This window comes from Pedobacter sp. PACM 27299, from assembly GCF_001412655.1.
Lineage (GTDB): Bacteria > Bacteroidota > Bacteroidia > Sphingobacteriales > Sphingobacteriaceae > Pedobacter.
The window spans coordinates 3244332-3267342 of the sequence record NZ_CP012996.1; the positions used below are offsets into that span (position 1 = coordinate 3244332).

General features: G+C 40.5%; 19 protein-coding genes. 9 read left to right on the top strand and 10 right to left on the bottom strand.

Annotated elements, in window-relative coordinates:
• Window positions 1–24 precede the first annotated feature (24 nt).
• Window positions 25–2535 carry a sugar-binding domain-containing protein gene (locus AQ505_RS13650; RefSeq protein WP_231634869.1) on the top strand — a complete coding sequence of 837 codons (2511 nt, stop codon included), beginning with the start codon at window positions 25–27 and terminating at the stop codon, window positions 2533–2535.
• Between the two features lie 71 nt (window positions 2536–2606).
• On the opposite strand, the gene AQ505_RS13655 is transcribed toward AQ505_RS13650, so the two are convergent.
• The 3 genes from AQ505_RS13655 to AQ505_RS13665 all read right to left on the bottom strand — a co-directional run bounded on the left by AQ505_RS13655 (window position 2607) and on the right by AQ505_RS13665 (window position 5482).
• On the bottom strand, window positions 2607–3194 hold the full coding sequence (locus tag AQ505_RS13655) for a DUF4142 domain-containing protein (protein WP_062548689.1): 588 nt from the start codon (window positions 3192–3194) through the stop codon (window positions 2607–2609).
• Between the two features lie 159 nt (window positions 3195–3353).
• The gene (locus AQ505_RS13660; protein WP_231634870.1) at window positions 3354–4637 is read right to left on the bottom strand and encodes a BamA/TamA family outer membrane protein; all 1284 of its coding nucleotides are present in this window, start codon (window positions 4635–4637) and stop codon (window positions 3354–3356) included.
• Between the two features lie 185 nt (window positions 4638–4822).
• Window positions 4823–5482 (bottom strand): epimerase, encoded by a 660-nt coding sequence (locus AQ505_RS13665; protein WP_062548691.1) that lies wholly within the window; start codon window positions 5480–5482, stop codon window positions 4823–4825.
• A gap of 104 nt (window positions 5483–5586) precedes the next feature.
• Here AQ505_RS13665 and AQ505_RS13670 point away from each other — a divergent pair, with 104 nt between their 5' ends.
• A complete protein-coding gene (locus AQ505_RS13670) occupies window positions 5587–5979 on the top strand; it encodes a DoxX family protein (protein ID WP_197286179.1) in 393 nt (130 codons plus the stop codon).
• Window positions 5980–5982: 3 nt separating this feature from the next.
• On the opposite strand, the gene AQ505_RS13675 is transcribed toward AQ505_RS13670, so the two are convergent.
• Entirely contained in the window at window positions 5983–6921 is a 939-nt protein-coding gene (locus AQ505_RS13675; RefSeq protein WP_062548692.1) for a D-2-hydroxyacid dehydrogenase family protein, read from the bottom strand.
• Window positions 6922–7113: 192 nt separating this feature from the next.
• On the opposite strand from AQ505_RS13675, the gene AQ505_RS13680 reads away from it, so the two are divergent.
• From AQ505_RS13680 to AQ505_RS13690, 3 genes are all read left to right on the top strand, one after another.
• Window positions 7114–7452, top strand: coding sequence for a PadR family transcriptional regulator (locus AQ505_RS13680; protein ID WP_062548693.1), 339 nt, complete (start codon window positions 7114–7116; stop codon window positions 7450–7452).
• Window positions 7453–7573: 121 nt separating this feature from the next.
• Complete coding sequence (locus AQ505_RS13685; protein WP_062548694.1) at window positions 7574–8260, top strand: hypothetical protein; 687 nt, start codon at window positions 7574–7576, stop codon at window positions 8258–8260.
• A gap of 57 nt (window positions 8261–8317) precedes the next feature.
• Window positions 8318–10066 carry a serine hydrolase domain-containing protein gene (locus AQ505_RS13690; protein WP_082461534.1) on the top strand — a complete coding sequence of 583 codons (1749 nt, stop codon included), beginning with the start codon at window positions 8318–8320 and terminating at the stop codon, window positions 10064–10066.
• Window positions 10067–10427: 361 nt separating this feature from the next.
• Here the strand turns inward: AQ505_RS13690 and AQ505_RS13695 are convergent, their stop codons facing one another.
• From AQ505_RS13695 to AQ505_RS13710, 4 genes are all read right to left on the bottom strand, one after another.
• Complete coding sequence (locus tag AQ505_RS13695; RefSeq protein WP_197286180.1) at window positions 10428–13127, bottom strand: outer membrane beta-barrel protein; 2700 nt, start codon at window positions 13125–13127, stop codon at window positions 10428–10430.
• A 9-nt stretch (window positions 13128–13136) separates the two neighbouring features.
• Window positions 13137–14162, bottom strand: a complete 1026-nt coding sequence (locus AQ505_RS13700; protein WP_062548697.1) for a FecR family protein — start codon at window positions 14160–14162, stop codon at window positions 13137–13139.
• Window positions 14163–14253: 91 nt separating this feature from the next.
• Window positions 14254–14853, bottom strand: a complete 600-nt coding sequence (locus AQ505_RS13705; RefSeq protein WP_062548698.1) for an RNA polymerase sigma factor — start codon at window positions 14851–14853, stop codon at window positions 14254–14256.
• A 132-nt stretch (window positions 14854–14985) separates the two neighbouring features.
• Complete coding sequence (locus tag AQ505_RS13710) at window positions 14986–16068, bottom strand: acyltransferase family protein (RefSeq protein WP_062548699.1); 1083 nt, start codon at window positions 16066–16068, stop codon at window positions 14986–14988.
• 280 nt (window positions 16069–16348) lie between these two features.
• On the opposite strand from AQ505_RS13710, the gene AQ505_RS13715 reads away from it, so the two are divergent.
• Window positions 16349–16948 (top strand): hypothetical protein, encoded by a 600-nt coding sequence (locus AQ505_RS13715; protein ID WP_062548700.1) that lies wholly within the window; start codon window positions 16349–16351, stop codon window positions 16946–16948.
• On the opposite strand, the gene AQ505_RS13720 is transcribed toward AQ505_RS13715, so the two are convergent.
• Entirely contained in the window at window positions 16941–17501 is a 561-nt protein-coding gene (locus AQ505_RS13720; RefSeq protein ID WP_197286181.1) for a DUF922 domain-containing protein, read from the bottom strand. The genes AQ505_RS13715 and AQ505_RS13720 overlap by 8 nt on opposite strands.
• 74 nt (window positions 17502–17575) lie before the next feature.
• Here AQ505_RS13720 and AQ505_RS13725 point away from each other — a divergent pair, with 74 nt between their 5' ends.
• Window positions 17576–18349 carry a 5'-nucleotidase C-terminal domain-containing protein gene (locus tag AQ505_RS13725; protein ID WP_062548702.1) on the top strand — a complete coding sequence of 258 codons (774 nt, stop codon included), beginning with the start codon at window positions 17576–17578 and terminating at the stop codon, window positions 18347–18349.
• The gene (locus AQ505_RS13730; RefSeq protein WP_062548703.1) at window positions 18327–19271 is read left to right on the top strand and encodes a bifunctional metallophosphatase/5'-nucleotidase; all 945 of its coding nucleotides are present in this window, start codon (window positions 18327–18329) and stop codon (window positions 19269–19271) included. The genes AQ505_RS13725 and AQ505_RS13730 overlap by 23 nt, the downstream gene beginning before the upstream one ends.
• A gap of 2 nt (window positions 19272–19273) precedes the next feature.
• Here AQ505_RS13730 and mnmA read toward each other — a convergent pair whose 3' ends face one another.
• Window positions 19274–20365, bottom strand: coding sequence for a tRNA 2-thiouridine(34) synthase MnmA (gene mnmA / locus AQ505_RS13735; RefSeq protein WP_062548704.1), 1092 nt, complete (start codon window positions 20363–20365; stop codon window positions 19274–19276).
• 184 nt (window positions 20366–20549) lie between these two features.
• On the opposite strand from mnmA, the gene AQ505_RS13740 reads away from it, so the two are divergent.
• Window positions 20550–22844, top strand: a complete 2295-nt coding sequence (locus AQ505_RS13740; protein ID WP_062548705.1) for a GH92 family glycosyl hydrolase — start codon at window positions 20550–20552, stop codon at window positions 22842–22844.
• Window positions 22845–23011: the final 167 nt, after the last annotated feature.

Sequence of the window (23011 nt, forward strand, 5' to 3'; positions counted from 1 at the left end):
CCAATAATCAGCTATAATTTCAATATGATGTTCCGAATTCCTTTCCTTTTGATCATTTTATTCTTTGCTCCCGCAGAAACTTTGCTAGCCAAAGAACTAGTCAGATTGCCAGTTAAAACACTTAAAAAGCGATCCACCCCAGCATCCTCCAGACAGATTCTTGATTTTAATGAGGGATGGAGATTTTTTCTTGGTGATGATCCTAAAGCAGCTCAAGAAGCTTATCCAGATCAATCCTGGCGGCAATTAGACCTGCCCCATGATTTTAGTATTGAAGGGAGTTTTAGTAAATCTCATCCGGCAGGGTTTGGTGCAGGGGCTTTACCCGGGGGTATTGGATGGTATCGCAAAACCTTTGTGATCCCGGCAAGTTCAAAAGGGAAATACCTGGCAATCAATTTTGATGGGGTTTACCGTGATGCAGAAGTATGGATCAATGGACATTTTCTTGGGAAAAGACCGAATGGCTACATCGCTTTTCAATATGAGTTGTCTCCTTATTTGAATTATGGGGCTAAAAATACCATCGCTGTGCGTGCCGACAATAGTAAACAGCCTAATTCCCGCTGGTACAGCGGTTCAGGTATTTACCGGGAGGTGAAATTGATCAGTTCAGGGGCTTTAAGAATTGCCCAATGGGGACGGTTTATCACTACGCCATCTGTAAAAGCAACGCAAGCGGTGGTAAAAGTAGAAAGCAGGATCGTTAATAACTTGAAAGCGGTTCCTGAAGGTGAATTGAGGACTTTTATCTATGATCAGCAAGACAGATTAGTAGCCAGTCAGCGGCAGAAATTCAATCCTAAAATGATATCGATAGGTCATCATAAGGGACTTACTGATCAGCATGAGCTAAAAATGACCACTGAATTAAGGGTATCACAACCCAGGCTTTGGTCAGATACAGATCCTTACTTATACCGCATTCAAACCCAGATTTGGGTGGCAGGAAAAGAAACAGATCGGGAGGAAAGTGCTTTAGGAATTCGCAGTTTCAGCTTTGACGCAGATCGTGGATTTATACTGAATGGAAAAGAATTGAAAATTAGAGGGGTGTGTAACCACCATGATCTAGGCGCATTGGGGGCCGCTTTTAATGAGCGCGCGGCCATGCGACAATTGGAGATGTTGAAAAAAATGGGTTGTAATGGCATCAGAACCTCACACAATGCCCCGGCTTCGGCATTATTGGATTTATGTGACCGCATGGGTTTTATCGTGATGGATGAGGCTTTCGATATGTGGGCAAAGAAAAAGACAGATTTTGACGGACACCTGAATTGGACAGAATGGCATAAAAGAGACCTGGAAGATTTAGTGTTAAGAGATAGAAACCATCCTTCCGTTTTCATCTGGAGCACCGGAAATGAGATTCAGGAACAATGGGGAACTGGTACTGACACTACTGGCCGCGTGATCGCCAGATCTTTAACTGCGATTGTCAAAAATCTGGACCCCACAAGACCGGTAACTACGGCCAATAACGACGTAAATACTTATAACAACCTGATCCAGTCTGGCGCTATGGACTTAATTGGCTATAATTACAACCATGATAAATGGAAAGATTTTCATAAAACCTATCCGGGGAAAAAACTCATCGCTACAGAAACCACTTCCGCTTTGCAGACACGGGGTCATTATGACTTACCGTCAGATAGCATCAGAATCTGGCCAACAGCCTGGGATAAACCATTGCTGACCGGCAACGCTGATTTAAGCTGTTCAGCTTACGACAATTGCCGGACACCATGGGGATCTACGCATGAGGAAACTTTGCAGGCATTTGAAAACAATCCGATGGTTTCCGGGATGTTTGTCTGGACAGGTTTTGATTATCTAGGGGAACCAACGCCTTATGAATGGCCGGCAAGGAGCTCTTATTTCGGAATCATTGATCTGGCGGGTTTTCCAAAAGATGTTTATTATTTGTACCAAAGTGCCTGGACAAACACTCCAGTGCTTCATGTTTTTCCGCATTGGAATTGGAGCGCCGGACAGCCGGTCGATGTATGGGCGTATTATAGTCAGGCATATGAAGTGGAGCTTTTTCTGAATGGCAAATCTCTGGGTATTAAGAGAAAAGAAGGGCAGGAGATGAAGGTTTTCTGGAAGGTAAAGTATGAAAAGGGCACCTTGAAAGCGGTTTCCAGAAAAGATGGAAAGGTGGTTTTGGAGCGAAACATCTCCACTGCCGGTCGACCGGCAAAACTAGTGCTTACCGCCGATCGTGCGGAGATCAATGCAGATGGAAAAGATTTGTCTTACATCACTGTCAAGGTATTGGATCAGGAAGGGAACTTAATTCCTGATGCCGCACATCAGATTACGTTTAGTCTTGAAGGGCCGGCAAGCATTGCCGGGATCGATAATGGGAGTCCAACGAGTCATGAATCATTCCAGGCAAATCCTCATCAAGCTTTTAATGGGCAGGTCATGGTGATCCTGAAAGCTAAAAAAGAACCTTCAAAGCTTCGGTTGATGGCAAGTTCCCCAGGATTGCAGAGCGGATCTGTAGCGGTTCTTGTTAAATAAGTACAAGATATTTTTAACATTAAAGCCCCAAAGTTGGAAAAAACTTTGGGGCTTTAATGTTGATGTGCAGGTTATTTCATCCTGTCGTGGATGGCATTGATCATGTCCAGGTGAGCTTTCACCACCAGTTCAGTTTTAGTTGCAAAAGACTTAAGGTCATTGTCTGTACCGTCTTTAGCTTCTTTTTTCATCAGGTCAAGGGTAGATTTATGACCTTCTACCATCGCATCTGTATAGGCTTTGTCAAAGTCTTTGCCTGTTTTCTGGGTCAGCTCGGTCAGTTTTTTCTGATGTGCTTCGTCAAGTCCATTAGGCAGGGTAATGTTTTTCATTTTAGCAATGGCAATTAATTCTTCGTTGGCTTTACCATGGTCGGTCACCATCATCGTTGCAAACTCTTTAAGCTGGGGGTCAGTAGTTTTTGTGAGTGCAAGTTTAGCAAATTCTACTTCGGCCATGCCGCCAACAGCAGCTTTAGTTGCAAACTCTGAATCAGAAGGTTCTACAGCGATTCCACCAGTCATTTTTTCATTTGAGGTGGTATCTTTCACCATGTTTAAACTATCCGCAGTTTGTCGGGCATCTTTTGTACTACTATTACATCCTTGAAATGCAAATGCAGTAGCAGAAATTGCACATAAATAGATCATTTTTTTCATAACGTAAGATTTTGTTTCCCCTATAACAACCGCTATTAATTTATTGTTTTCCAGCGCATTTGTAGAGGGTGTTCAAGAGGATTCAGAAATCACTATTGGAAAGATTCAGAAGTTACTTTCCAAGGATTCAGCGTTGCTTTAAAGGGCATTGCCTGAGGCTTAAAATACCTCATTTAATCCCAGAAATAAGCCTTTTGCACCATAGTTACCAAAAGCATAATCCACGCACAGATTGGTTCTTGTGGCTTTATTGAACAATATCCTTAAGCCGGCGCCACCTGCAGGCTGCCATTTCTGGAATATTTTAGTTCCTAAGTTGTCATTGGCAGTTTGTACGTTAACGAAGGTAACTCCGCTTAAAAACTTGTTTGCAGTAATAGGGAAACGGTATTCCAGTTCCGAATAGAAATAATCGGTTCCTTTAAAATACCCAACTGTATATCCTCTTCCGCTTCTGTAATTTGCATCTTTACCCGTACCCGGAAGTTCGAGGTAAGGCAGTGTCCCGCTGACTAAATAAGAACCCCAATTCCAGAAAGCAAGTACATGCTCTGGGTTTTTACTGGAAAGACTCCAGTATTTTCTAAAATCCGTGGTGACCTGAACTGCGTTTTTGGTGCTGCCGATCCAGCTTTGGTTGACCCTCAAACCTGCATCTGCATAGATTCCTTTGTGCGCACGATTCTGATTGTCGCGGGTGGTATACTGGAGGTTAAACAGGAAGCCATTGGCGAGATAATGGTCTGTTTTAAACCCTTTTTCTTTACTGTAAATGTGATAAGGGGTAAGGCCGTCTGGATTACTTTTATCTTCCAGGGCCCTTCTGATATCAATGGAAACTCCTGCGCCAACAAAAAGGTGATCCATCACTTGTTTGTATACCTTTTCCCGGAAATTGTAATATTGGCCATGAATCACATAACCTTTCCGATCCGGATTGGCCAGTATGACTTCTTCGGGACTGCCTCCTGTTACTTTTGCACCAATTCCAAATCCGAAATCAGGAACCACAGTTTTTGCAGCTACCAGACTTCCCTGAAAATTCCAGCGGTTTCCCGGAGTATATACATTGTGGGCCAGGTAAAAATAAATAATCCCTTTCGTTGTAATGGAAGCCGATGTGGCGGCAATAGACATCAGGGTGTTGGGTTCATGACCAAGTACTCTTCCTGCCACCGCTTTTAATCCAATTTGCGCACCAATACTTGGATTGTAGGCAATACTAGGCATCGGAGTAATGCCTGATTTTTTCTGTGCAGGCTTTTGTGGTTTACCAGGACGGAAGATCTGATGGATTAAATCAGCGATATCGTAAGTGCTTTTCACACTATCCTTATGTAAAGAATCTTGTTGTTTTATGGCTTGGCCATAGCTATATCCTTCTCCAAATGCCATCAGAGCCAATAGAACTACACTTATTTTGGAGAATTGCTTAATCTTCAATTTATTTAAAATATATAATGTTGAGTATTTCTGGTTTATTTCAGCCGGTAGAGTAAAACTGAGCTGCCATGTTCAGCAAAGCTAGTGTTTGATTTGATAAACTAGGCGCAATTACTGTTCCAATAAAATAATCATTTAATTACTGTGATAAATGTGGCCATTCTACGCTTTTTATGAGGTTTATCCTATTCTTTTGATAAGGCCACTATATCCTTTACTTCCAGGATACGTTTTGGGTATCCCTTTTTTACGGAATTGATCATCGCCAGTCCTACTTCTTCCAGCGTGCAAAATCCAGCAGGGAATAACTTTCTGCCGATAGGATAGATCCAGGAGAAAAATTTGTATAAGCTTTTTAGGTTTTTCTGACCTGGCAATGCTTTCATGAAACCAGGTCGGAACATATAGGCGTTTTTAAAAATACGCATCAGCGCATTTTCTGTTTTACCTTTTACACGTGCCCAGGCAACATTTCCCTGTTCTGTGCTGTCGGTACTGGCACCTGAAACATAGCAAAAGGTAAGTTCAGGTCTAATTTTCGCGAGATGCTGGCCAACAGTAAGGGTAAGATCGTAGGTGGTATGCTCGTATGCTTCCTTGCTAATTCCGACCGAGGAAATGCCCAGACAAAAGAAGCAAGCGTTGTAATCTGCAAGCTGAGGGTCCAATTCCTCCAGATGGAAAAAGTCTTTATGGATAATTTCCTGGAGCTTAGGGTGGCTGATGCCTCCAGGTTTTCTATTGATGACCAATACCTTTTCTACGTCTGGATGCTTTAAGCAGGTTAGTAATACACCTTCTCCAACCATGCCTGTTGCTCCTGTGATGATTGCTTTTATTTTCATGATTCAATAGAATTGTAATGTTAAATTGATAAATGACCGCTTATTCTTAATCGCGTCAGGTTAGGTAAATTTGTTACTGCGCGGGTAAACATATATATTTATTTATGAAAACAATTAACCGCATTAATCCACTATTCCTGATTCGTTTAGCTATTGCCACTATTTTTTTATCTCATAGTTTACATGGAGTGCTAAACCACACGGTAAACGATTTTGGCGAAGGGTATTTGAATAAGGTTGGCTTTGCACCTTTCGGGGTTTATGTGGCCTGGGCTTTAATGGTTTTTGAAATCATCGGTTCTATATTAATTCTGTTTGGAAAATTATTGAAATATGTGGTGCCCGGCTTTATATTGATCTTGATTACTGGAATTATACTGGTTCACTATCCTGATGGCTGGTTTGTAGTAGGCCCAGGAAGAAACGGAATGGAGTTTAGTTTTGTCCTGATTCTTTCCTTAATCGCCATCTGTATCCCGGTGAAGAGACGCAGGTAAAGCTCATTCTTTCAGCCATTCGGCAATCCTATTCCTGATATCCTCATAAAATGTCTGGTAGGTGTTTTCAGTCACATAGCCGATATGTGGCGTGGCCAATACATTCGCCAAGATACGAAAAGGGTGCTGAAGCGGTAAAGGCTCAGTTTCATATACATCCAAGGCCGCAGCGGCGATCTTTTTCTGCGTTAATATGCTAATTAAAGCAGATTCGTTTACTAATGGTCCTCTGGAAGTATTGATCAGGAAGGCAGTTGGCTTCATGAGGTTCAATTCTTTTTCGCCGATGATGCCTCTGCTTCTTGAACTTAGCACTAGATGTACAGATACAAAATCAGCATCTTTGAATAACTCTTCTTTGCTGACAAGTTTTGCCCCTTGAGCAGCAGCTTTTTCTTCAGTAAGGTTTTCGCTCCAGGCGATGACCTCCATTTCAAATGCTTTTGCATAGCGGGCGATGGTGCTGCCAATACGACCAAGGCCAACAATCCCGATGGTTTTTCCTTTCAAATCTATGCCGATCTCTGTTTGCCAGCCATTTTTACGTACCTGATTAGTTTCCGGAACGATATGTTTTGCTAAAGCAAGGACCAATGCCCAAGTCAGTTCTGGTGCGCCATTGGATTGATATCTGGTGGGAGAAATGGCAATTCCAAATTCTTCCGCAGCCTTTATGTCTATGGAAGCATTCCGCTCGCCAGTAGAAATAATGAGCTTTAGATTGGGCAATTGCGACAGAATTTCACGTGTTAAGGGGGTGCGTTCCCGCATCACCGCGATGACCTGGAAAGGTTGTAAGCGCTTAATGACTTCTTCTTTTGCAGACAAATGGTCATTAAAGACGGTGATTTCGGCGAGTTTATTTATAGCTGACCAATCTCCGTAGGTTAAAGCTACATTTTGATAATCATCTAATATCGCAATCTGTGGTCGTGTAATCATTATTTATTCATTTTATATGAAACGGTAATTGCCAATAATAGTTTTTATTGAGCTTAAATTTAACGTATAGCATTGACTAAGGTTGAATAAGACGTTCTGCTGACCTTAAATCTGAAGCGAATTAGCTAGAACGCCTTAAAAATTATATACATAAGATTCTTATGTATATGTTTAATCTGTTATATTTGAAATATGGCAGTCAATAATGAATTATTCAAAGGAACCTTACAAACCATTATTCTCAACCTTTTGGCGGAGAATGAACGAATGTATGGATATGAAATCACGCAGAAAGTAAAGTCAATTACGCAAGGAGAACTATTATTAAAAGAAGGCGCTTTGTATCCTGCATTACACAAGTTAGAGGCGGAAGGTTTGCTGGAAACCACTACAGAAGTAGTAGAAAATAGGGTCAGAAAGTACTATTCTTTATCACAGGATGGCGAAAAAGCGGTAGTCAATAAATTGCAGGAAGCGAAGGATTTCATTCTTAATTTACAACTGCTGCTCAATCTTAGGCCTTCATCCTGATCTATGCCAACAAAAAAATATTAAGATTCCTTTTGTGCCATTATTCCTTCATCAATATTGGTATTCATGAATCCCTGTACCTCATCAAGAACAGTTCCTCATCATTTTTAACGTTTAAACTATGCAGCTCAGTCAGCAACAATTAGAAGAAATCCAGCAATTTGTGTTAAGTAAAGGCTTTGTCTATCTGGATGTTCAAATGGAAATTATCGACCATGTGGCATCCGCATTGGAAGAACGGATGGAGGCTGATTCGAAGCTTGATTTCAACAAAGCGCTGCAGGAAACGTATAACAGCTTTGGCGCATTGGGCTTTTCGACGATAGCAGATGCGGTAGCAAGCGGGCTCCACAAAAAGTACAATAGATTTTTCTGGAAAACCTTTCGATCTTTTTTCGGCTATAAGTATGCCTTTTTACTGGTTCTGGGTGGATTGCTTGCTTATCAAGCCCAATTGCTTTTGATAGACAAAGGATGGTGGTTAGCAGTATTCACTGCGACAATGCTGCTGGAGGTTGTAGTCACTTTCTTAAGAAAGTTTTCCAGGGAAAAGCTGGGACAATATCTGTCTTTTAGACTGTCAGGAGGATATTTTGCCTTACAAGGGACGTTCTTATTTGCTGTGTTATTATCTAAACCGTATATAGAAGTCGTTGATCCGTTCTTTGGATTGTACCCGGCTATGGCCATTCTTTCTATATTTCTAGTATTGTATGTCGTCTATTTGCTTGCTGCTTACAAGACAATGAATTTCGGGATAGCAGAAAGCAGGGAGCTCATGAAAAAACACCAGTACTTGAACTCGTAATATTTACTATATTCATGTCTAAATAAGAGAGTTATCAGTTTAACTTTCGCCAAAGATATGGTACTTCAAAAAGCTCGCTACTCAGTCTCACTTCTTCTTCTCATTTCAATAGGTTCGTTTTCTTTAACACTAAAGGCGCAGGATCACCCTTCTATTCCCGTCTTGAAAGAGGCTGATGGATATTATCAGCATCCGCAGGTGAAGGAATTGTACCTGAAAATAGGGGTATCCGGCAGCAAGCTGCACCAGGTTAGGGATTGGGATGGCAGGGAACTTTGGTTAGAACAGCAATCTGCTACTCATTTTACCAATGCTGAGGACAGTTATGGACTCAACTTTTTAATTGATGGTAGCCAGCATATTGATGGTATCAAAATAGGGCAGGAGGTATGGAAAAAGGTGCCTACCTATGTGCCGGAGAAAATAACGGACCTCAATCAGCAACAAGCCAGAGCAATTCTGGATGGGCAAGCCGAGAAATTTGTGAGGGCCATGAACGCCAATTCAGCTGCAGTTATGGCGGATTACATTGAAGACAACTTTTCTCCGGCGCTCAAATCCAGTTCAAAAAATGAGCTGCTTTCTCGTTTTCAGGGCATATACCGTTCCACAGGAGGTGTTAAACTGCTTAAAAACCTTTACTTTAATACTAATGCATTTTTCGGAGAATACCAATACCTGAGTAAGGATTTGAATAATGTGTATGAGTTTAGTATCAAGCTAGATAACAGCCATAAAGTGAAGCTTTACAATGGCAGGGTATTTTTCAATCCGGAGCTGATCCGAAAACCCAGGACTGAACAAGCCTTCCTCACAGATCTCGACCAGACTTTAAAGCGATTGGCTCAAAAAGATGTTTTTTCCGGCGCGCTGCTTTTGGCTAAGGGAGATGAGCTTCTATATCAATATACCTGTGGATCAGCGATAAAGCATCCTGATCTGAAAAACACGACTACTACAAGATTCAATATTGGCTCTATGAACAAGATGTTTACGGCAATAGGGGTGATGCAATTGATGGAGAAAGGCAAGCTTAATTTAAATGATCCGGTATCCAAATTTTTAGACAGCACCTGGCTGCCATTGGAACTGTCCGGTAAAATACAAATCCGACACTTATTAAACCACAGTTCGGGTCTTGGCGACTTCTTCAGCAAGGCCATGCAGGAAGATACTACTGTGGCAAATTTCCAGACTTTGGAAGGCTATAAGAAATACCTGAAGCAGTCGAAGCTTAATTTTGAACCTGGAACTTCCTGGTCCTACAGTAACTCAGGAATGCTGCTATTGGGGGGCATCATTGAAAAAGTATCTGGTCAGAATTACTTCGATTACATAGATAAAAACATCCATGCGCTGGCAGACATGACCAATTCCAATCCTAAGTTGGAAAAAGGAATGTCAGGAAATCAGGCACTGGGATATATCCCAAAGCAAGATGGCAGTTATGAATCTAATTTAAATTCTGCATTTACCAGACCATCACCTGCAGGAGGCGGTTATTCTACTACTACCGATCTACATAAGTTTGGAAGGGCATTGTTATCAGGTAAGCTATTGACCGATTCCTCCAGGCAAAAAATGTTTAAGGACGAGCTTGGCATGCATTACGGATATGGTTTTCAAATATGGGATACTCCAGGGAAACAAGTGGTAGGACATTCTGGTGGAGCGCCTGGAGTCAGTGCGGTCGCTTATTTCTTTCCAGAAACAGGTTACATGGTTATTATCCTTTCAAATTATGATAGAGGTTCCGCTGATCTGGGCGAATATCTCTTAAATCAGGTGAGATTTTTAGGGAAATAATTTTCTGCGCAAACGTTTGTGTAAATTTCTTTTAATGAGTAAATCTATTTAAATTATTAAAGCTGTTTTTATAGCCGTAAATCTATGCTGTGGTTCTCTTATTGAGAAAATTTTAGCTTTACTGTAGATTTTCTGTTTTTTTTTAAGGATGAAGCTGGAATATTTAACTAAACAATATAAAACTTCATCTCACACTGCAAATTTTAGATAAACAGAACAAACATTTGTAGATGGGCGTTGCAAACACCCGTGAAACGAGGCTTCAGGATCAACGATCTCTCTAGCGGCAATCATATTCTTGCTGAAAACAAAAAAGCCATCAGGACTGATCTGATGGCTTTAAATACAGGTAGGTTTATTTTTATATTCGTTTCATCGCATCTTCATTGCCAAGTTTCGAATCTGGTTTGGCAATACGGGATTTTCCGAACTTACAAGTAAAGCCAACAAATACACGTCTGCTATCGGTATGTATTCGTTCTGCGGAACGGAAAGTTCCGTAATCACGCTTCAGCAAATAATCATTTCTTCTGAAAACCAATTCATTTCCCGCCAGTCTAAGCTGCCCATTGCCATTCCATAGGTTTATTAAAAAAGAGGCATCAATGTTTTTATTCCCTTGATAACTGCCAAGATCCTGTGTGTACTTTGTCCAGAAATAAGCGTCAATCTGTAGCTTTAAATCCTTAGTGATCTTGAAAATCTGTGCAGTTCTAAAATCAGAATAGAAAGCGTCAAGCTTATGGTTTGTACCTAGAACTACTCCTTCGGCACTGTTACGGCCAATTGGTGTGCCACTGTTCATCGTTTCCCACCAATCGTTAATTTGATATGGGTAGAATAGATACAAGGCAACGGTGGATGCTTTTTTCAGATTCTGGCGTTTGTAATAGGTCACTTTTGTGAGGTAATCCTGTTGCGATGGAAACAAGCCTATCATTCCATCAATAGCGGTATAGCTGAGCGAGACATTTAATTTCTGAATGTTTGCAGTTAAGGTATAGGTATGGTCAAATTGTGGTACCATTTCAGGATTTCCCTGCTCAATGCTATATTGATTTAAGAACACGCTGTAAGGAACCAGATCCGTATAGACTGGCCTTCTGATGGTTTTTTTATAAGACGCAGATAAGTTGAAGTCCTTATTTATCGTGTGCTGATACAGTAATGTTGGGAAAAAGTTGTACTTACGCTGTTTAAAATTTCCTTCAAAATCTACGTTTGATACCTCTGCTCTAAACCCCAGCTGTAGTTTGTCATTTTTCCAGTCCTTAGTTAAGGTTCCATAGACTCCTGTTATGGATTCCTTTAAACTGTTGTCATTAGAAAAGTTGGGATCCAGCTGCAGCTGACCAGTTTTATAGTCCTCATAGTTTACGATGGTTCTGGAATTGGTATGCTGGAATTTCAGACCGGTTTCAAATGCCCATTGTTTTTTAAACTGATGCGCATAATCTGCCTGCACAATAAAAACACCAATATCTCCTTTGTTTTGCATCTGATAAAGTGGCGGATATTTGATCACTTGGGCATTGCCATCATAAAGGGTAGATGGAAAGGACTGCCTTAAGTCTCTCTGCCATGGCGTGAAGGTACCCAGAACAGTCAGCTCATTTTTACCTGAGTCGGATAAGAAGTGGTAATTGATATTATAGGTTTGAGAATTGCCCTTTTGGTTAAAGGAAGCATCTGTATACAACACTGAATCGAGTTTTCCATTTTTGCGGCCAAAGCCATTGGTGGTTGTCCATGGGCCTTTAAACTCCACATCACTCAGGTCAATAAATAGTCCGACCGTTTGGTTTTTTCCTAATTGTAATTCCATATTGGTCTGGAAAGTATAGATCTTATTGTGGGATAACCGCGTCCAATTGTTTGTTAGGTAATAAGATGGATCTGTAGGATCCTGAAACCTTTCGGATTCAATGCTGAAATAATTATCACCTTTATTTAAACCGCCATTGGCATAGATGGTGAAGTTTTTGTGTTTATAGGTTGCGCCTGCATTGACACTGCCATTCGCATAATTACCAGCAGAGCCATCTGCTCTTAAATTACCGGTAAGGCCTTCAACCTGGCTTTTTTTCGTAATGATATTGATCACTGCCCCATAGGAAGCATCATATTTGGCAGAAGGCTGTGTAATCAGTTCAATCTTTTCGATGTTTCCAGCGGGCATGGTCAGCAGGATATTTTCTAATGCGACCTCTGGTACGGGTTTATTATCGATGAGCACCAATGTTTTTTTACCTTGAAGACTCAGTGAGTTTTCAGCAGAAACCCTTACAAATGGTGCAGACCTCAGGAGCTGCAGGGAATTACCTACTGCCATTGCACTGTTCTCCACATTGAAAATAAACCGATCGCTTTTAGTTTCTACGATTGCCTTGCGGGCTACGACCTGTACTTCTTTTAAGGTTTTATTGGCGACTTTCATGGCAATTGGAGGGATGTCCATTTTTGTCGTTCCAGCAGCCACTTTAAACGCCTTACTCAGATAAGCCTGATGACCCAGTGAGGAAATTTTGAGCATATAAGTACCAGTTCTGACAGATGGGAAAGAGAAAATACCCTCTAAATCTGTTAATGAATGGACTACAAATGATGAATCTACCGCCTGTAAAAGGGTCACAGTGGTATACTCCAAGGGTTTTTCATTTTCATCCAAAACTGATCCGCTTACTTTTTCGACTTTTGAAGAATCGCGGATTCCGGCTTTCATTTCTATACCTGTAACAGGGCTGTTCTGCTTTTTAGGCGTAATAAATAAGGAGTAGTTTTTTGCATCCACTTTGAACCAGGATAGGTTCAAAGGCAAAAGCAGCTTATTTAGTACCTCATCAATGGGCTTTCCTTTGTCGGCCGCCGCATGATAAGTAACCACCTTTTGTTTAATACTGGTCTCCTCGTATAGGAAATTGATGTGGTGCTGAATAGCTAATTCAGTCAATACTTTATTTAATGCTTGCTTTTCTACCGGTTTGATTTGTCTTGCGAATGTGAACTGGTGCAGCATTAGGGTATAGGTAAAACCTATCAGGCATGTTTTTAAATTTCTCATCTTCATGCCTTATTTAGTGGTAATCATTAATTCCCTTGTCTGTTTATTCGGCGTGATATTGAGGTTTAACGTCATTCCAAACGCTTTAAACAAGACCTGCTCATTTTGCGTATTTAAGGAGCCCGACACTCTTTTCTTCAGGATTTCCGGATCATCGACCACTACCTTATACCCATAAATATCTTCGAAGTAATTGAAGATTTTAGCTACAGGTACATCTTTGAAATATAACCTCCCATCTTTCCAGGATGCATACTCTGCTACATTGATCGGTTTTTTAATCAGCTTGCCTTTTTCAAATTCTGCAATATCTCCGGGGGCCAGGACCAGCGGTTTACCCGGAGTTCCATTTAAGCCTAAACTGATTTTTCCTTCTAATAGCGCCACTTCAGTGCGCCCTCGTCTGTCATTTACATTAAAAGAGGTGCCTAGTACTTCTACATTAACCTCGCCGGTATGGACTACAAAACGTTCATGCTTTGCTATCTTTCCCGAAGTATTTAAATGCTTCACCTTTAAAAAAGCTTCTCCTTCAATCCATACCTCCCTGATTTCATTTTTACTCCAGTTTCTATCATATTTTATAGTAGAATTGGCGTTTAGCGTCACTAAAGAGCCGTCTGGTAAGGTGATGGTTTTTAACTGACCGTAAGGTGTATTGATGGACACCGGTTGAGTCATCTGGTAGAAAACTCCCACAGTCAATAAGATTCCTGCGATCATAGCGGCTGCCGCATAACGGTACCATAAAGGCATTCTTTTTCCGGATTTCTTCAGCAGGGTAGTTTTAGCCTGAATGGCTTCCCACAATTCCGATTGTTCATGTTCCTTTAAATTGTCTCTTTCGAAACGCATAGATTGAACGATTGCTTTGGCCTGGGTGATGGTCTCTCTCAGTTGAGGAAAAGTATCCTGGATATTTTGCCAATGGAGATTAGATATTTCATCAGGATGGAGCACCCATAATAAAAAGTCTTCGTCATTGATCAGCTCTTCCAGGTTATAGGAGGCATACCCGCTCATTTGTTTCTTCATATTGCTGCTTTTGATCCTATTAGCTGGTCTTGCCGCAGATTACCCCATGAAAAGGAATAAAAAATAGAAATAATTGATATTAAGCTGATTGTCAGTTTAATAGTTTTAAGTGTAACAATAGAGAAAGCAGCATTAAATCGTCTTTAGACAAGTTCTCTTTCAGGAAACCCAATGCTCTGGCCATTATTTTGTAGCTGGCTTTTACAGAAATGTCCATCACTTCAGCAATTTCCTCATAACTCAATTGTTCATAAAACCTTAGAAAGACCGCTTCCCTTTGTCTGGGGGTCAGTTTAGCCATCGCCAGATTTAATTGCGCAGATACGTTGATTCGATGTTCTCCATCAATCATCGCTTCTTCCACATTTAAGCTGACCTGGAAAGCGTAGTTATCATGAGCCTCATCATAACTCTCAAAGTTTTGCAGCTGGAAAGCCTTTTTGAAAATTAGGTGCCGGAAGGATTTGTAAAGATAGTTTTTAAGGTGCACAGGATTTCCAAGGGTATCCCTTCTCGTCCAGATTCCTACAAAAAGATCCTGAATACACTCTTTGATCAGCTCTTTATCATGACTGAATTTTGATCCATAATTGTATAGCCCTGATGAATAATTTCGGTATAAGTACTCAAAAGCGTCTGCATTGCCGGCTTTAAAAGATTGCCAGTAAATTGATTCAGTGGGTTCAGGCATAGGAAGAATTTCATGCTAAGATATAGATCTGATTGATTAAAAAAAACGTCCTTTTGCCTAATCAGGGCTAAAGGACGTTTCTTTTGCAGTGTTTATGAAAGATATACGGGGTGTGGTGATGGATAACGGAGGTTATCCTTTCTTAAGTTTATTCATCAGGTATCTTCTAACAGGGATGTCATAAATGACCATTACCAGATAGGCGAAACCAACCAGTAGCATAGTTCCAGCTGAGATGATAAAAAACAATTGGGTGGCATCTGGTTTATAAGTAGTGTAATAGTCAGCAAAAAGCCAAAGCACCATATAATGTGTCATGTATAGCGGATAGGAGATGTTTCCAGAGAAAATGCATAGTTTTTTTACGCCTTCCTGAAGTTTAGCTCCAGCGCCCAAACAGATCAATAATGGGAAATAAATCAATACTACTAATGGTTCTGTGATCCAGTTCCATTGACTATCCGGCATAAGGAAAGCGAGTAAAAGTAATATGCTTAATCCTACAAAGCCCAGGTTTGATTTGATGATCCATTTAGAACGGAAGATCAGTAATCCTGCTAAAAACGAATAGGAGATACGGGCAGCACCATGCCAAAAGGTTTCTCCACTCCAGCCACCAAGAAGGTTTCCGCTGGAATAGCCGATATAGCAGATGGCACCAGCAGCCAAAATCGTTAAGATCAATAAGAGGTTACGCGTCGCTTTGTAGAGTGCCAGGGCATAAACCATATTGGCTACATATTCCCAAAACAGGGACCAGGCAGGTGCATTGAGACTGAATAGATTGAAATATCTTTCTGATACTACAGGAAAAGGAATTAATAAAACAGAACTTAAAAAGATGAGTGCCATTCTTCCGGCACTATACACTTCATTATGCAAACCAAAAGGGTCAAATAGAAAAGCGAGCAGACCCAATACTGAACCCATAACCACTAAAGGATGTAACCGGATCAGTCTGGTTTTTAAAAAGGTTAAGATTCCCATTTTTCCGATCCTGTCGTCATACGCATAGCCAATGACAAATCCGGATAAACAAAAGAAAAAGTCTACGGCAAGGAAACCATGACCGATGAAATTTTTTGAAGGAATAAAGACTACTTCCATGAAATGGAAAATGACAATGGCTACTGCGGCTACTCCGCGTAACCCATCGAGGATGTGAAAATGTTCTTTGGTTTTTAAAATGTCTGGACTTAACGTTTTAGCGTTCATCTAATTTTGGTTCTTTTAGAATTAATAATTTGGTTTCTTTTGTGTTGTTGTGTAGGGTCAAGAATACTGATTAAATACGATGATATCAAGTTTTGGGGCCTACAGACAGGTTAATTTCTCTATTTTGTTAAAAAAGAAATCGTGTAGGAGAGAAATCGGGTTCATAAAGAAAGGGAAACTAGAAATGATAGCTGCTGCTTATTGAAATGGTCAGGTATGATTTCTTAAAAACGTTAAAAATCTGCATCTTCAAGTAAATTACGCCTCAAAATCCTATCTCATGAAAATTAAGCGCTTCCTGTTTTTGTCCATGATGCTGTTGCTGCTGAATAACAGCTATGCGCAAAATGTTCAGCAAGAAAAAGAATTTCTAAACTGGTTTTTTAGGAAGCATCAAAAAATGAATGGAAAGGTGTTTTATCTGGCTGGAATAGATACTGACAAGTGGAACTACTTAAGATCCGCAGTGCATCCCGATACACTTTATGCGGAGATAGCTCCAGGGGACAGTATTCAGAATTATAGAAAGGATACACTGGTTTTTTCTGAAATAGAGCGGGCTTTGCTTCAAAAGGAAATAGGAGGCTTAAAATCCCAAAATTTGCCCGACCAGTTCTTTGATGGAGGCAAAATGCTGAGTTCAGACTCCTTAGAGTTATATGCTAAAGGTAATCTGGATTACTGGGGGAATTTAGCTAAAAACAAGGTTTACCGTTATTTCATGTTTTCAAGACCTATTTTTCTGAGAGCGAATACGATTTGTGTTTTTAATTACAGTCAATATTGCGGATTTAAATGTGCTTCTGGAAAAACGGCCATATATGAAAAGCAGCATGGGCGCTGGAAACGGCTAATGGTACTCAGCAGCTGGATTAGCTAGCTTTTAGTTCTTTTTTGAAATACAGATCCCATTTAGCCTGTGGCGCTTGTTCTTCACCATGTAAAGTTTCCATATCATATCGGGCATGTATTTCTGCAAGTTCTTTTAAGGTATCATCATAAATCTTTTTCACTTCATTCTGATAATTCTTTACGGAATATACTTTTTTAGTTAGAGATTTATATAGAACTCTGCCATAGATGACCGCCAGATCTGAATGACCCTGTTCATGATTCAACAAATTCTTTTTACCTTCTTCACCCAGTGTAGCCAATCTGCGCAGATCAACAGTAGATTGCTGTCCGTCCAATGAAACACCTACCTTGAATACTAAAGAAAACTGACTTCCTTTTTGAGTGGCACGATATTGATGTAAGGTTCGGTGTGCAGTATAAGCAATATATGGAAGATTAGAATTGTTCAGCTTTTTGTACATGCTCCAATTTAAATTGATCCTGTCAATTTGGTTTTTCTGACTGAAAGCAGGTCTAGCACTTAAAACGATCAGAAATAAAGAGAATAATCCCAGCATCGCAGCTGGTTTGAGTAGCATTTTCATATTCGGTAAAGAAGCAAAAAAAAACAATATAAGCCTAGGGTTTTTTACCTTTGTGCTTTCAAATCGATATGAAACACATTCATTCAATCAAAAAATACCTGCTCTTAGGAACTATCCCAATGCTGCTTTCCTGTAGTTCACATTATATGGTGGTTAAAAGTAACTGGGCTGAGTACAAAATGAACAAAGATCAGCCAGTAGACAGTGCGGTGATCAAAACCTATCTGCCTTATAAAATTAAGATGGATCAGGAGATGAATACCGTAATTGGACACTCCGAAGTACTGATGGAAAAGCTGGATAGAAAAGACGATCAGCCTGTTGCTGAAAATTTGCTAAGAAACTTCTTCTCTGATGCTTTGCTTCATGAAGCCCTCAAATATGATCCGACTATAGATTTCGCAATGCCATCCACCAATGGTGGAATTCGGGTGGCACTTCCCAAAGGAGATATCAAACTATCCAATGTTTTTGAAGTCATGCCTTTTGAGAATGAAATGATGGTCTTTACTTTGAGTCCGGCCGCCGTCCAAAACCTGTTGAATTACATTGCGGAGAAAGGCGGACAGCCTGTTGCCGGTTTGAGAATGAAAATTGTGAATGACAAACCAAGGGAGGTCATGATCAATGGAAAGCCTTTGGATCCAAATAAAAACTATCGCGTGTTAACTTCCGACTATGTAGCGGATGGAGGCGACAACGTTCAAAGCTTTAAAAACCCAATTGAGAAAAAGATTTTAGGGGTGAGAATGCGCGATGCACTGATCACTTATATTAAAGAAAACCAGGCTGCTGGAAAAACAATAAATCCAAAATTAGATGGAAGAATTACAAAAAATTAATCGCAGAAACTTCCTGAAAACAGGAGGGGTGCTGGCTGCTGCAGCATTAAACCTAAATGCTTTTGATGCCATAGCTGCCGGAGATGTGGTAAAACTGACCATTTTGCATACCAATGATGTGCACAGCCGAATAGAACCTTTCCCAATGGATGGTTCGAAATATGAAGGATTAGGGGGAACTGCCAGACGTTCGGCATTGATCAAATCTATTCGTGCACAAGAAAATAACGTATTGCTTTTTGATGCAGGAGATATTTTTCAGGGTACTCCTTATTTCAACAAATATGGAGGAGAGCTGGAGATTAAACTGATGTCGGAAATGAATTATGATGCCGCAACAATGGGGAACCATGATTTCGACAACGGTTTAGCAGGTTTCTACAAACAATTGCCGCATGCCAACTTTCCAATTTTATGCAGTAATTACGATTTCTCCAATACCTTATTAAACAAATCAACTTTACCTTATCAGATTTTCAAAAAGCAGGGCATCAAGATCGGGGTATTTGGGATAGGAATTAAATTAGCAGGATTGGTGGGGGAAGTCAACTATGGGGACACCGTGTTTTTAGATCCGGTTAAAACAGCAAATCAAACCGCCAGCCTTTTGAAAAATGAGTTGAAATGTGACCTGGTGATCTGTTTATCACACTTAGGTTATAAATATGAAAGTGATAGAGTTTCTGATCAGGTATTGGCTAAAAACACCAGAAATTTAGATTTAATTATCGGCGGTCATACCCATACTTTTATGGATCAGCCGGAAGATGTATTGAATCTGGATGGAAAAATCACCACTATAAATCAGGTAGGATTTGCTGGGATTAATCTGGGAAGATTGGATTATTATTTTGAAAGATATAAGGGCAAGCGTATTAAAACTGCTGCACCTTATACCATTTCAGATCGATTAGATAGCTAAGCTTAGCAAAGGAAACCGCCACCAAGAAGGTCGTTTCCTTCATAGAACACTGCGGACTGACCCGGTGCTATTGCAGATACAGCATGATCAAATACTACTTTCATTTTATCATTCTCCTGTACAATAGTACTTAGGGTTCCTGCATCCTTATATCTGATTTTAGTCACCACATCAGTCATGGGTGCTAAAATGTTTTCATACTTAATCAGGTTCACATTTCTAACCATGGCTTCATGACGTTCCAGCTCATCGGCTCTGCCTAACATTACCGTATTACTTTCCGGAAGGATTTGCGTCACAAACATCGGTTCACCAAAAGCAATTCCTAAACCTTTACGCTGTCCGATCGTGTAAAAAGGATAACCTTTATGCTGTCCAACCACCATACCATCACTGGTAATGAAATTTCCACCAGCTACGCGGTCTTCTAAATCACCTACTTTATGTCTTAAGAAAGCACGGTAATCATTATCCGGTACAAAGCAGATTTCATAGCTTTCGCTTTTCTTAGCCAGTTCTTCCTGCCCCATATCTAAAGCCATTTGTCTGATATCCGCCTTTGCGAACGATCCTAATGGGAATTTAGTACGTGCAAGGTTTTCCTGAGAAACACCCCAAAGTACATAAGATTGATCTTTATTTTCATCCAGACCTTTAGAGATCACATGACGACCATTGTCGTGCTCTCTAACGTTAGCATAGTGACCAGTTGCAATAAATTCACAATCCAGTTTGTTTGCACGTTTCAATAGCGCTTCCCATTTGATATGGGTGTTACATAAAACACAAGGGTTAGGGGTACGGCCTGCAAGATATTCATCAACGAAGTTATCAATTACATAATCACCGAACTCATCCCTGATGTCCAATATATAGTGTGGAAATCCGTAATTAACCGCCAATGTACGAGCATCATTGATGCTGTCCAGACTGCAACATCCGGTTTCCTTACTGCTGGTACCTGAGGTCGCATAATCCCATGTCTTCATGGTTAATCCGATTACTTCATATCCTTGTTCGTGCAGCATCACTGCTGCCACTGAACTATCTACTCCGCCACTCATGGCTACCAATATTCTACCGAGTTTACTCATTATAATTTATTCTGGGGGCAAAAATAGCGGTTTTTACCCATACATTCTCATATCAGGCGTCAGTTGCTTGTAAAAAGGAGAAAAGTATTAATATTAGATTAAACGTTATAGCAACTTAATTAGAGTGGATTTTTACCAATTATTTATACCTTAGAGCATTGTAAAAAAACCTCAACTTAAACAAATGAAAAAAGCATTATTGTTTTGTATACTGCTTCCAGCCCTTTCTGCGCAGGCACAAAAGGAATTGGTAAAGTATGTAAAACCGATCATTGGGACCCAGAAAATGGGCCATACCTATCCAGGAGCCACTGTTCCTTTTGGTTCAGTGCAGCTGAGTCCGGATACAGATACCCTTTCTTATGAACTAAACGGCAAGTACAATGGAGACGTGTATAAGTACTGTGCAGGATATAAATATGAGGATAAATCGATTGTTGGATTTAGTCATACGCACTTTAGCGGTACTGGTCATTCGGATCTGGGTGATTTTCTGGTGATGCCAACTCAAGGCGTTTTAAAAATGAACCCGGGTACTGCGGATGTGCCGGGAAGTGGATTCCGCTCTGCGTATTCTCATGCTAATGAAACTGCGGAAGCGGGATACTACAAAGTGAAACTGGATGACCACCAGATTCAGGCAGAATTAACAGCCAGCAAACGAGTAGGGATGCACCGTTATACCTTTCCAAAATCTGACCAGTCGCACATTATTCTGGATTTAATGTCAGGGATTTATAATTATGACGACAAAACAGTATGGACTTACGTACGCGTGGTGAATGACACCTTAGTGACCGGCTACCGTCAAACCAACGGATGGGCGAGAACAAGAACTGTATATTTTGCTATGACGTTCTCGAAGCCTTTTAAAAGCTATGGACAGAAGAATTTTGATAAAAAACAGGCCTATCAGGGATTCTGGAGAAAGTTCGACCAAAATCATAACTTCCCGGAGATTGCCGGAAAGAGAATCCGGATGCATTTCGACTTCGATACTGACACGCAGGAGCAGGTAAAAGTGAAGTTTGCGTTGTCACCCGTGAGTCAGACCAATGCGCTGGAAAATATGAAGACCGAGGTTCCAGGATGGGATTTCGACCGTGTAAAAGCAGCGGCACAAGCCGATTGGAACAAGGAGCTCAACAAGATTAACATTGCCGCTTCTGAAGATGATAAGGTGAATTTCTACACCGCGATGTATCATGCATTTATCAATCCTACTACTTATGGCGATGTAAATGGGCAGTACAAAGGTTTAGACCAGAACGTGCACCAGGCAGACGGTTTTACCAATTATACCACCTTCTCTTTATGGGATACTTACCGGGCTTTACATCCATTTTTCAACCTGATCCAACCTTCGCGTAACAATGATATGGTCAAGTCTATGATGGCCCATTATGACCAGAGTGCTTTAAAAATGCTGCCGGTTTGGTCGCACTATGCGAACGATAATTGGTGTATGAGTGGCTACCATAGCGTTTCTGTAGTCGCTGATGCCATCATTAAAGGTGTGTACAGTGGAGATGCCAAAAAAGCATTAGAGGCTTGTATTACGACCGCTAATCACCGCAGTTATGAAGGAATAGGAAAATATATTGATATGGGTTACATTCCTGCAGAAGATAGCGGAACCTCTGTTTCGAACACTTTAGAATATGCTTATGACGATTGGTGTATTGCACAAATCGCTAAAAAATTAAATAACCAGCCAGTATATGAAGAATTCATGAAACGTTCTGGAAACTGGAAAAACGTGTATGATAAAACCATTGGTTTTATGCGTCCAAAATTAGCAGACGGTTCTTTCAAAAAGGAATTTGATGTATTGAGTACCCACGGACAGGGTTTCATCGAGGGCAATACCTGGAATTACAGCTTCTTTGTTCCTCAGGATCCGGAATCCTTAATGAATATCATGGGAGGGAAGCAGAAATTTGGCGCAAGGATCGACAGTTTGTTCAATATGCACCTTCCTGATGAGTTTTTTGCAGATACAGAAGACATTACCCGTGAAGGGATTATTGGCGGATATGTACATGGAAATGAACCAGCACATCATGTTGCTTATTTATACAATTGGGCAGGACAACCTTGGAAAACTCAGGCCAGGGTGCGGAACATTCTAAAAATGCAGTATAGACCCACTCCTGATGGTTTGGGTGGTAATGACGATTGTGGTCAGATGAGTGCCTGGTATATGTTTTCATCATTAGGATTTTATCCAGTGGCACCAGGCTCAGATGAATATTCTTTAGGCAGTCCGGCAGTTAAATCTGCGACGCTAAACCTGGAAGGTGGAAATACATTTACTGTAGAAGCGATCAACCAGAGTGACAAGAATGTTTACGTGCAAAAAGTACTGCTAAATGGCATTGTTATTAGCAATAATTTGATCAAACATTCAGATATTTTGAAAGGTGGAAAATTAACTTTCTATATGACTTCAAAACCAGTAAAAACAGCAAAAATTTAACAAAAGAATTAGTTGTGCTTTACTTCTATTAGTTGAGTGTCAGAGTGCTTGGCTATTATATTGACAGATCTGCTAAATATATTTAAATAATTTAGCAGATCTGTTTTTTTTATAAAATATGATTCTGAAATTCACACCAGACTAAGACAATAAGCTAAGTTCGGTTC

Coding starts and splice junctions, on each gene's coding strand:
- mnmA (WP_062548704.1), bottom strand. CDS start 20,365: ATGAGTAAACTCGGTAGAATATTGGTAGCCATGAGTGGCGGAGTAGAT.
- AQ505_RS13705 (WP_062548698.1), bottom strand. CDS start 14,853: ATGCCTGAACCCACTGAATCAATTTACTGGCAATCTTTTAAAGCCGGC.
- AQ505_RS13740 (WP_062548705.1), top strand. CDS start 20,550: ATGAAAAAAGCATTATTGTTTTGTATACTGCTTCCAGCCCTTTCTGCG.
- AQ505_RS13675 (WP_062548692.1), bottom strand. CDS start 6,921: ATGATTACACGACCACAGATTGCGATATTAGATGATTATCAAAATGTA.
- AQ505_RS13685 (WP_062548694.1), top strand. CDS start 7,574: ATGCAGCTCAGTCAGCAACAATTAGAAGAAATCCAGCAATTTGTGTTA.
- AQ505_RS13700 (WP_062548697.1), bottom strand. CDS start 14,162: ATGAAGAAACAAATGAGCGGGTATGCCTCCTATAACCTGGAAGAGCTG.
- AQ505_RS13695 (WP_197286180.1), bottom strand. CDS start 13,127: ATGAGAAATTTAAAAACATGCCTGATAGGTTTTACCTATACCCTAATG.
- AQ505_RS13710 (WP_062548699.1), bottom strand. CDS start 16,068: ATGAACGCTAAAACGTTAAGTCCAGACATTTTAAAAACCAAAGAACAT.
- AQ505_RS13715 (WP_062548700.1), top strand. CDS start 16,349: ATGAAAATTAAGCGCTTCCTGTTTTTGTCCATGATGCTGTTGCTGCTG.
- AQ505_RS13690 (WP_082461534.1), top strand. CDS start 8,318: ATGGTACTTCAAAAAGCTCGCTACTCAGTCTCACTTCTTCTTCTCATT.
- AQ505_RS13650 (WP_231634869.1), top strand. CDS start 25: ATGATGTTCCGAATTCCTTTCCTTTTGATCATTTTATTCTTTGCTCCC.
- AQ505_RS13720 (WP_197286181.1), bottom strand. CDS start 17,501: ATGCTACTCAAACCAGCTGCGATGCTGGGATTATTCTCTTTATTTCTG.
- AQ505_RS13725 (WP_062548702.1), top strand. CDS start 17,576: ATGAAACACATTCATTCAATCAAAAAATACCTGCTCTTAGGAACTATC.
- AQ505_RS13655 (WP_062548689.1), bottom strand. CDS start 3,194: ATGAAAAAAATGATCTATTTATGTGCAATTTCTGCTACTGCATTTGCA.
- AQ505_RS13665 (WP_062548691.1), bottom strand. CDS start 5,482: ATGAAAATAAAAGCAATCATCACAGGAGCAACAGGCATGGTTGGAGAA.
- AQ505_RS13670 (WP_197286179.1), top strand. CDS start 5,587: ATGAAAACAATTAACCGCATTAATCCACTATTCCTGATTCGTTTAGCT.
- AQ505_RS13680 (WP_062548693.1), top strand. CDS start 7,114: ATGGCAGTCAATAATGAATTATTCAAAGGAACCTTACAAACCATTATT.
- AQ505_RS13730 (WP_062548703.1), top strand. CDS start 18,327: ATGGAAGAATTACAAAAAATTAATCGCAGAAACTTCCTGAAAACAGGA.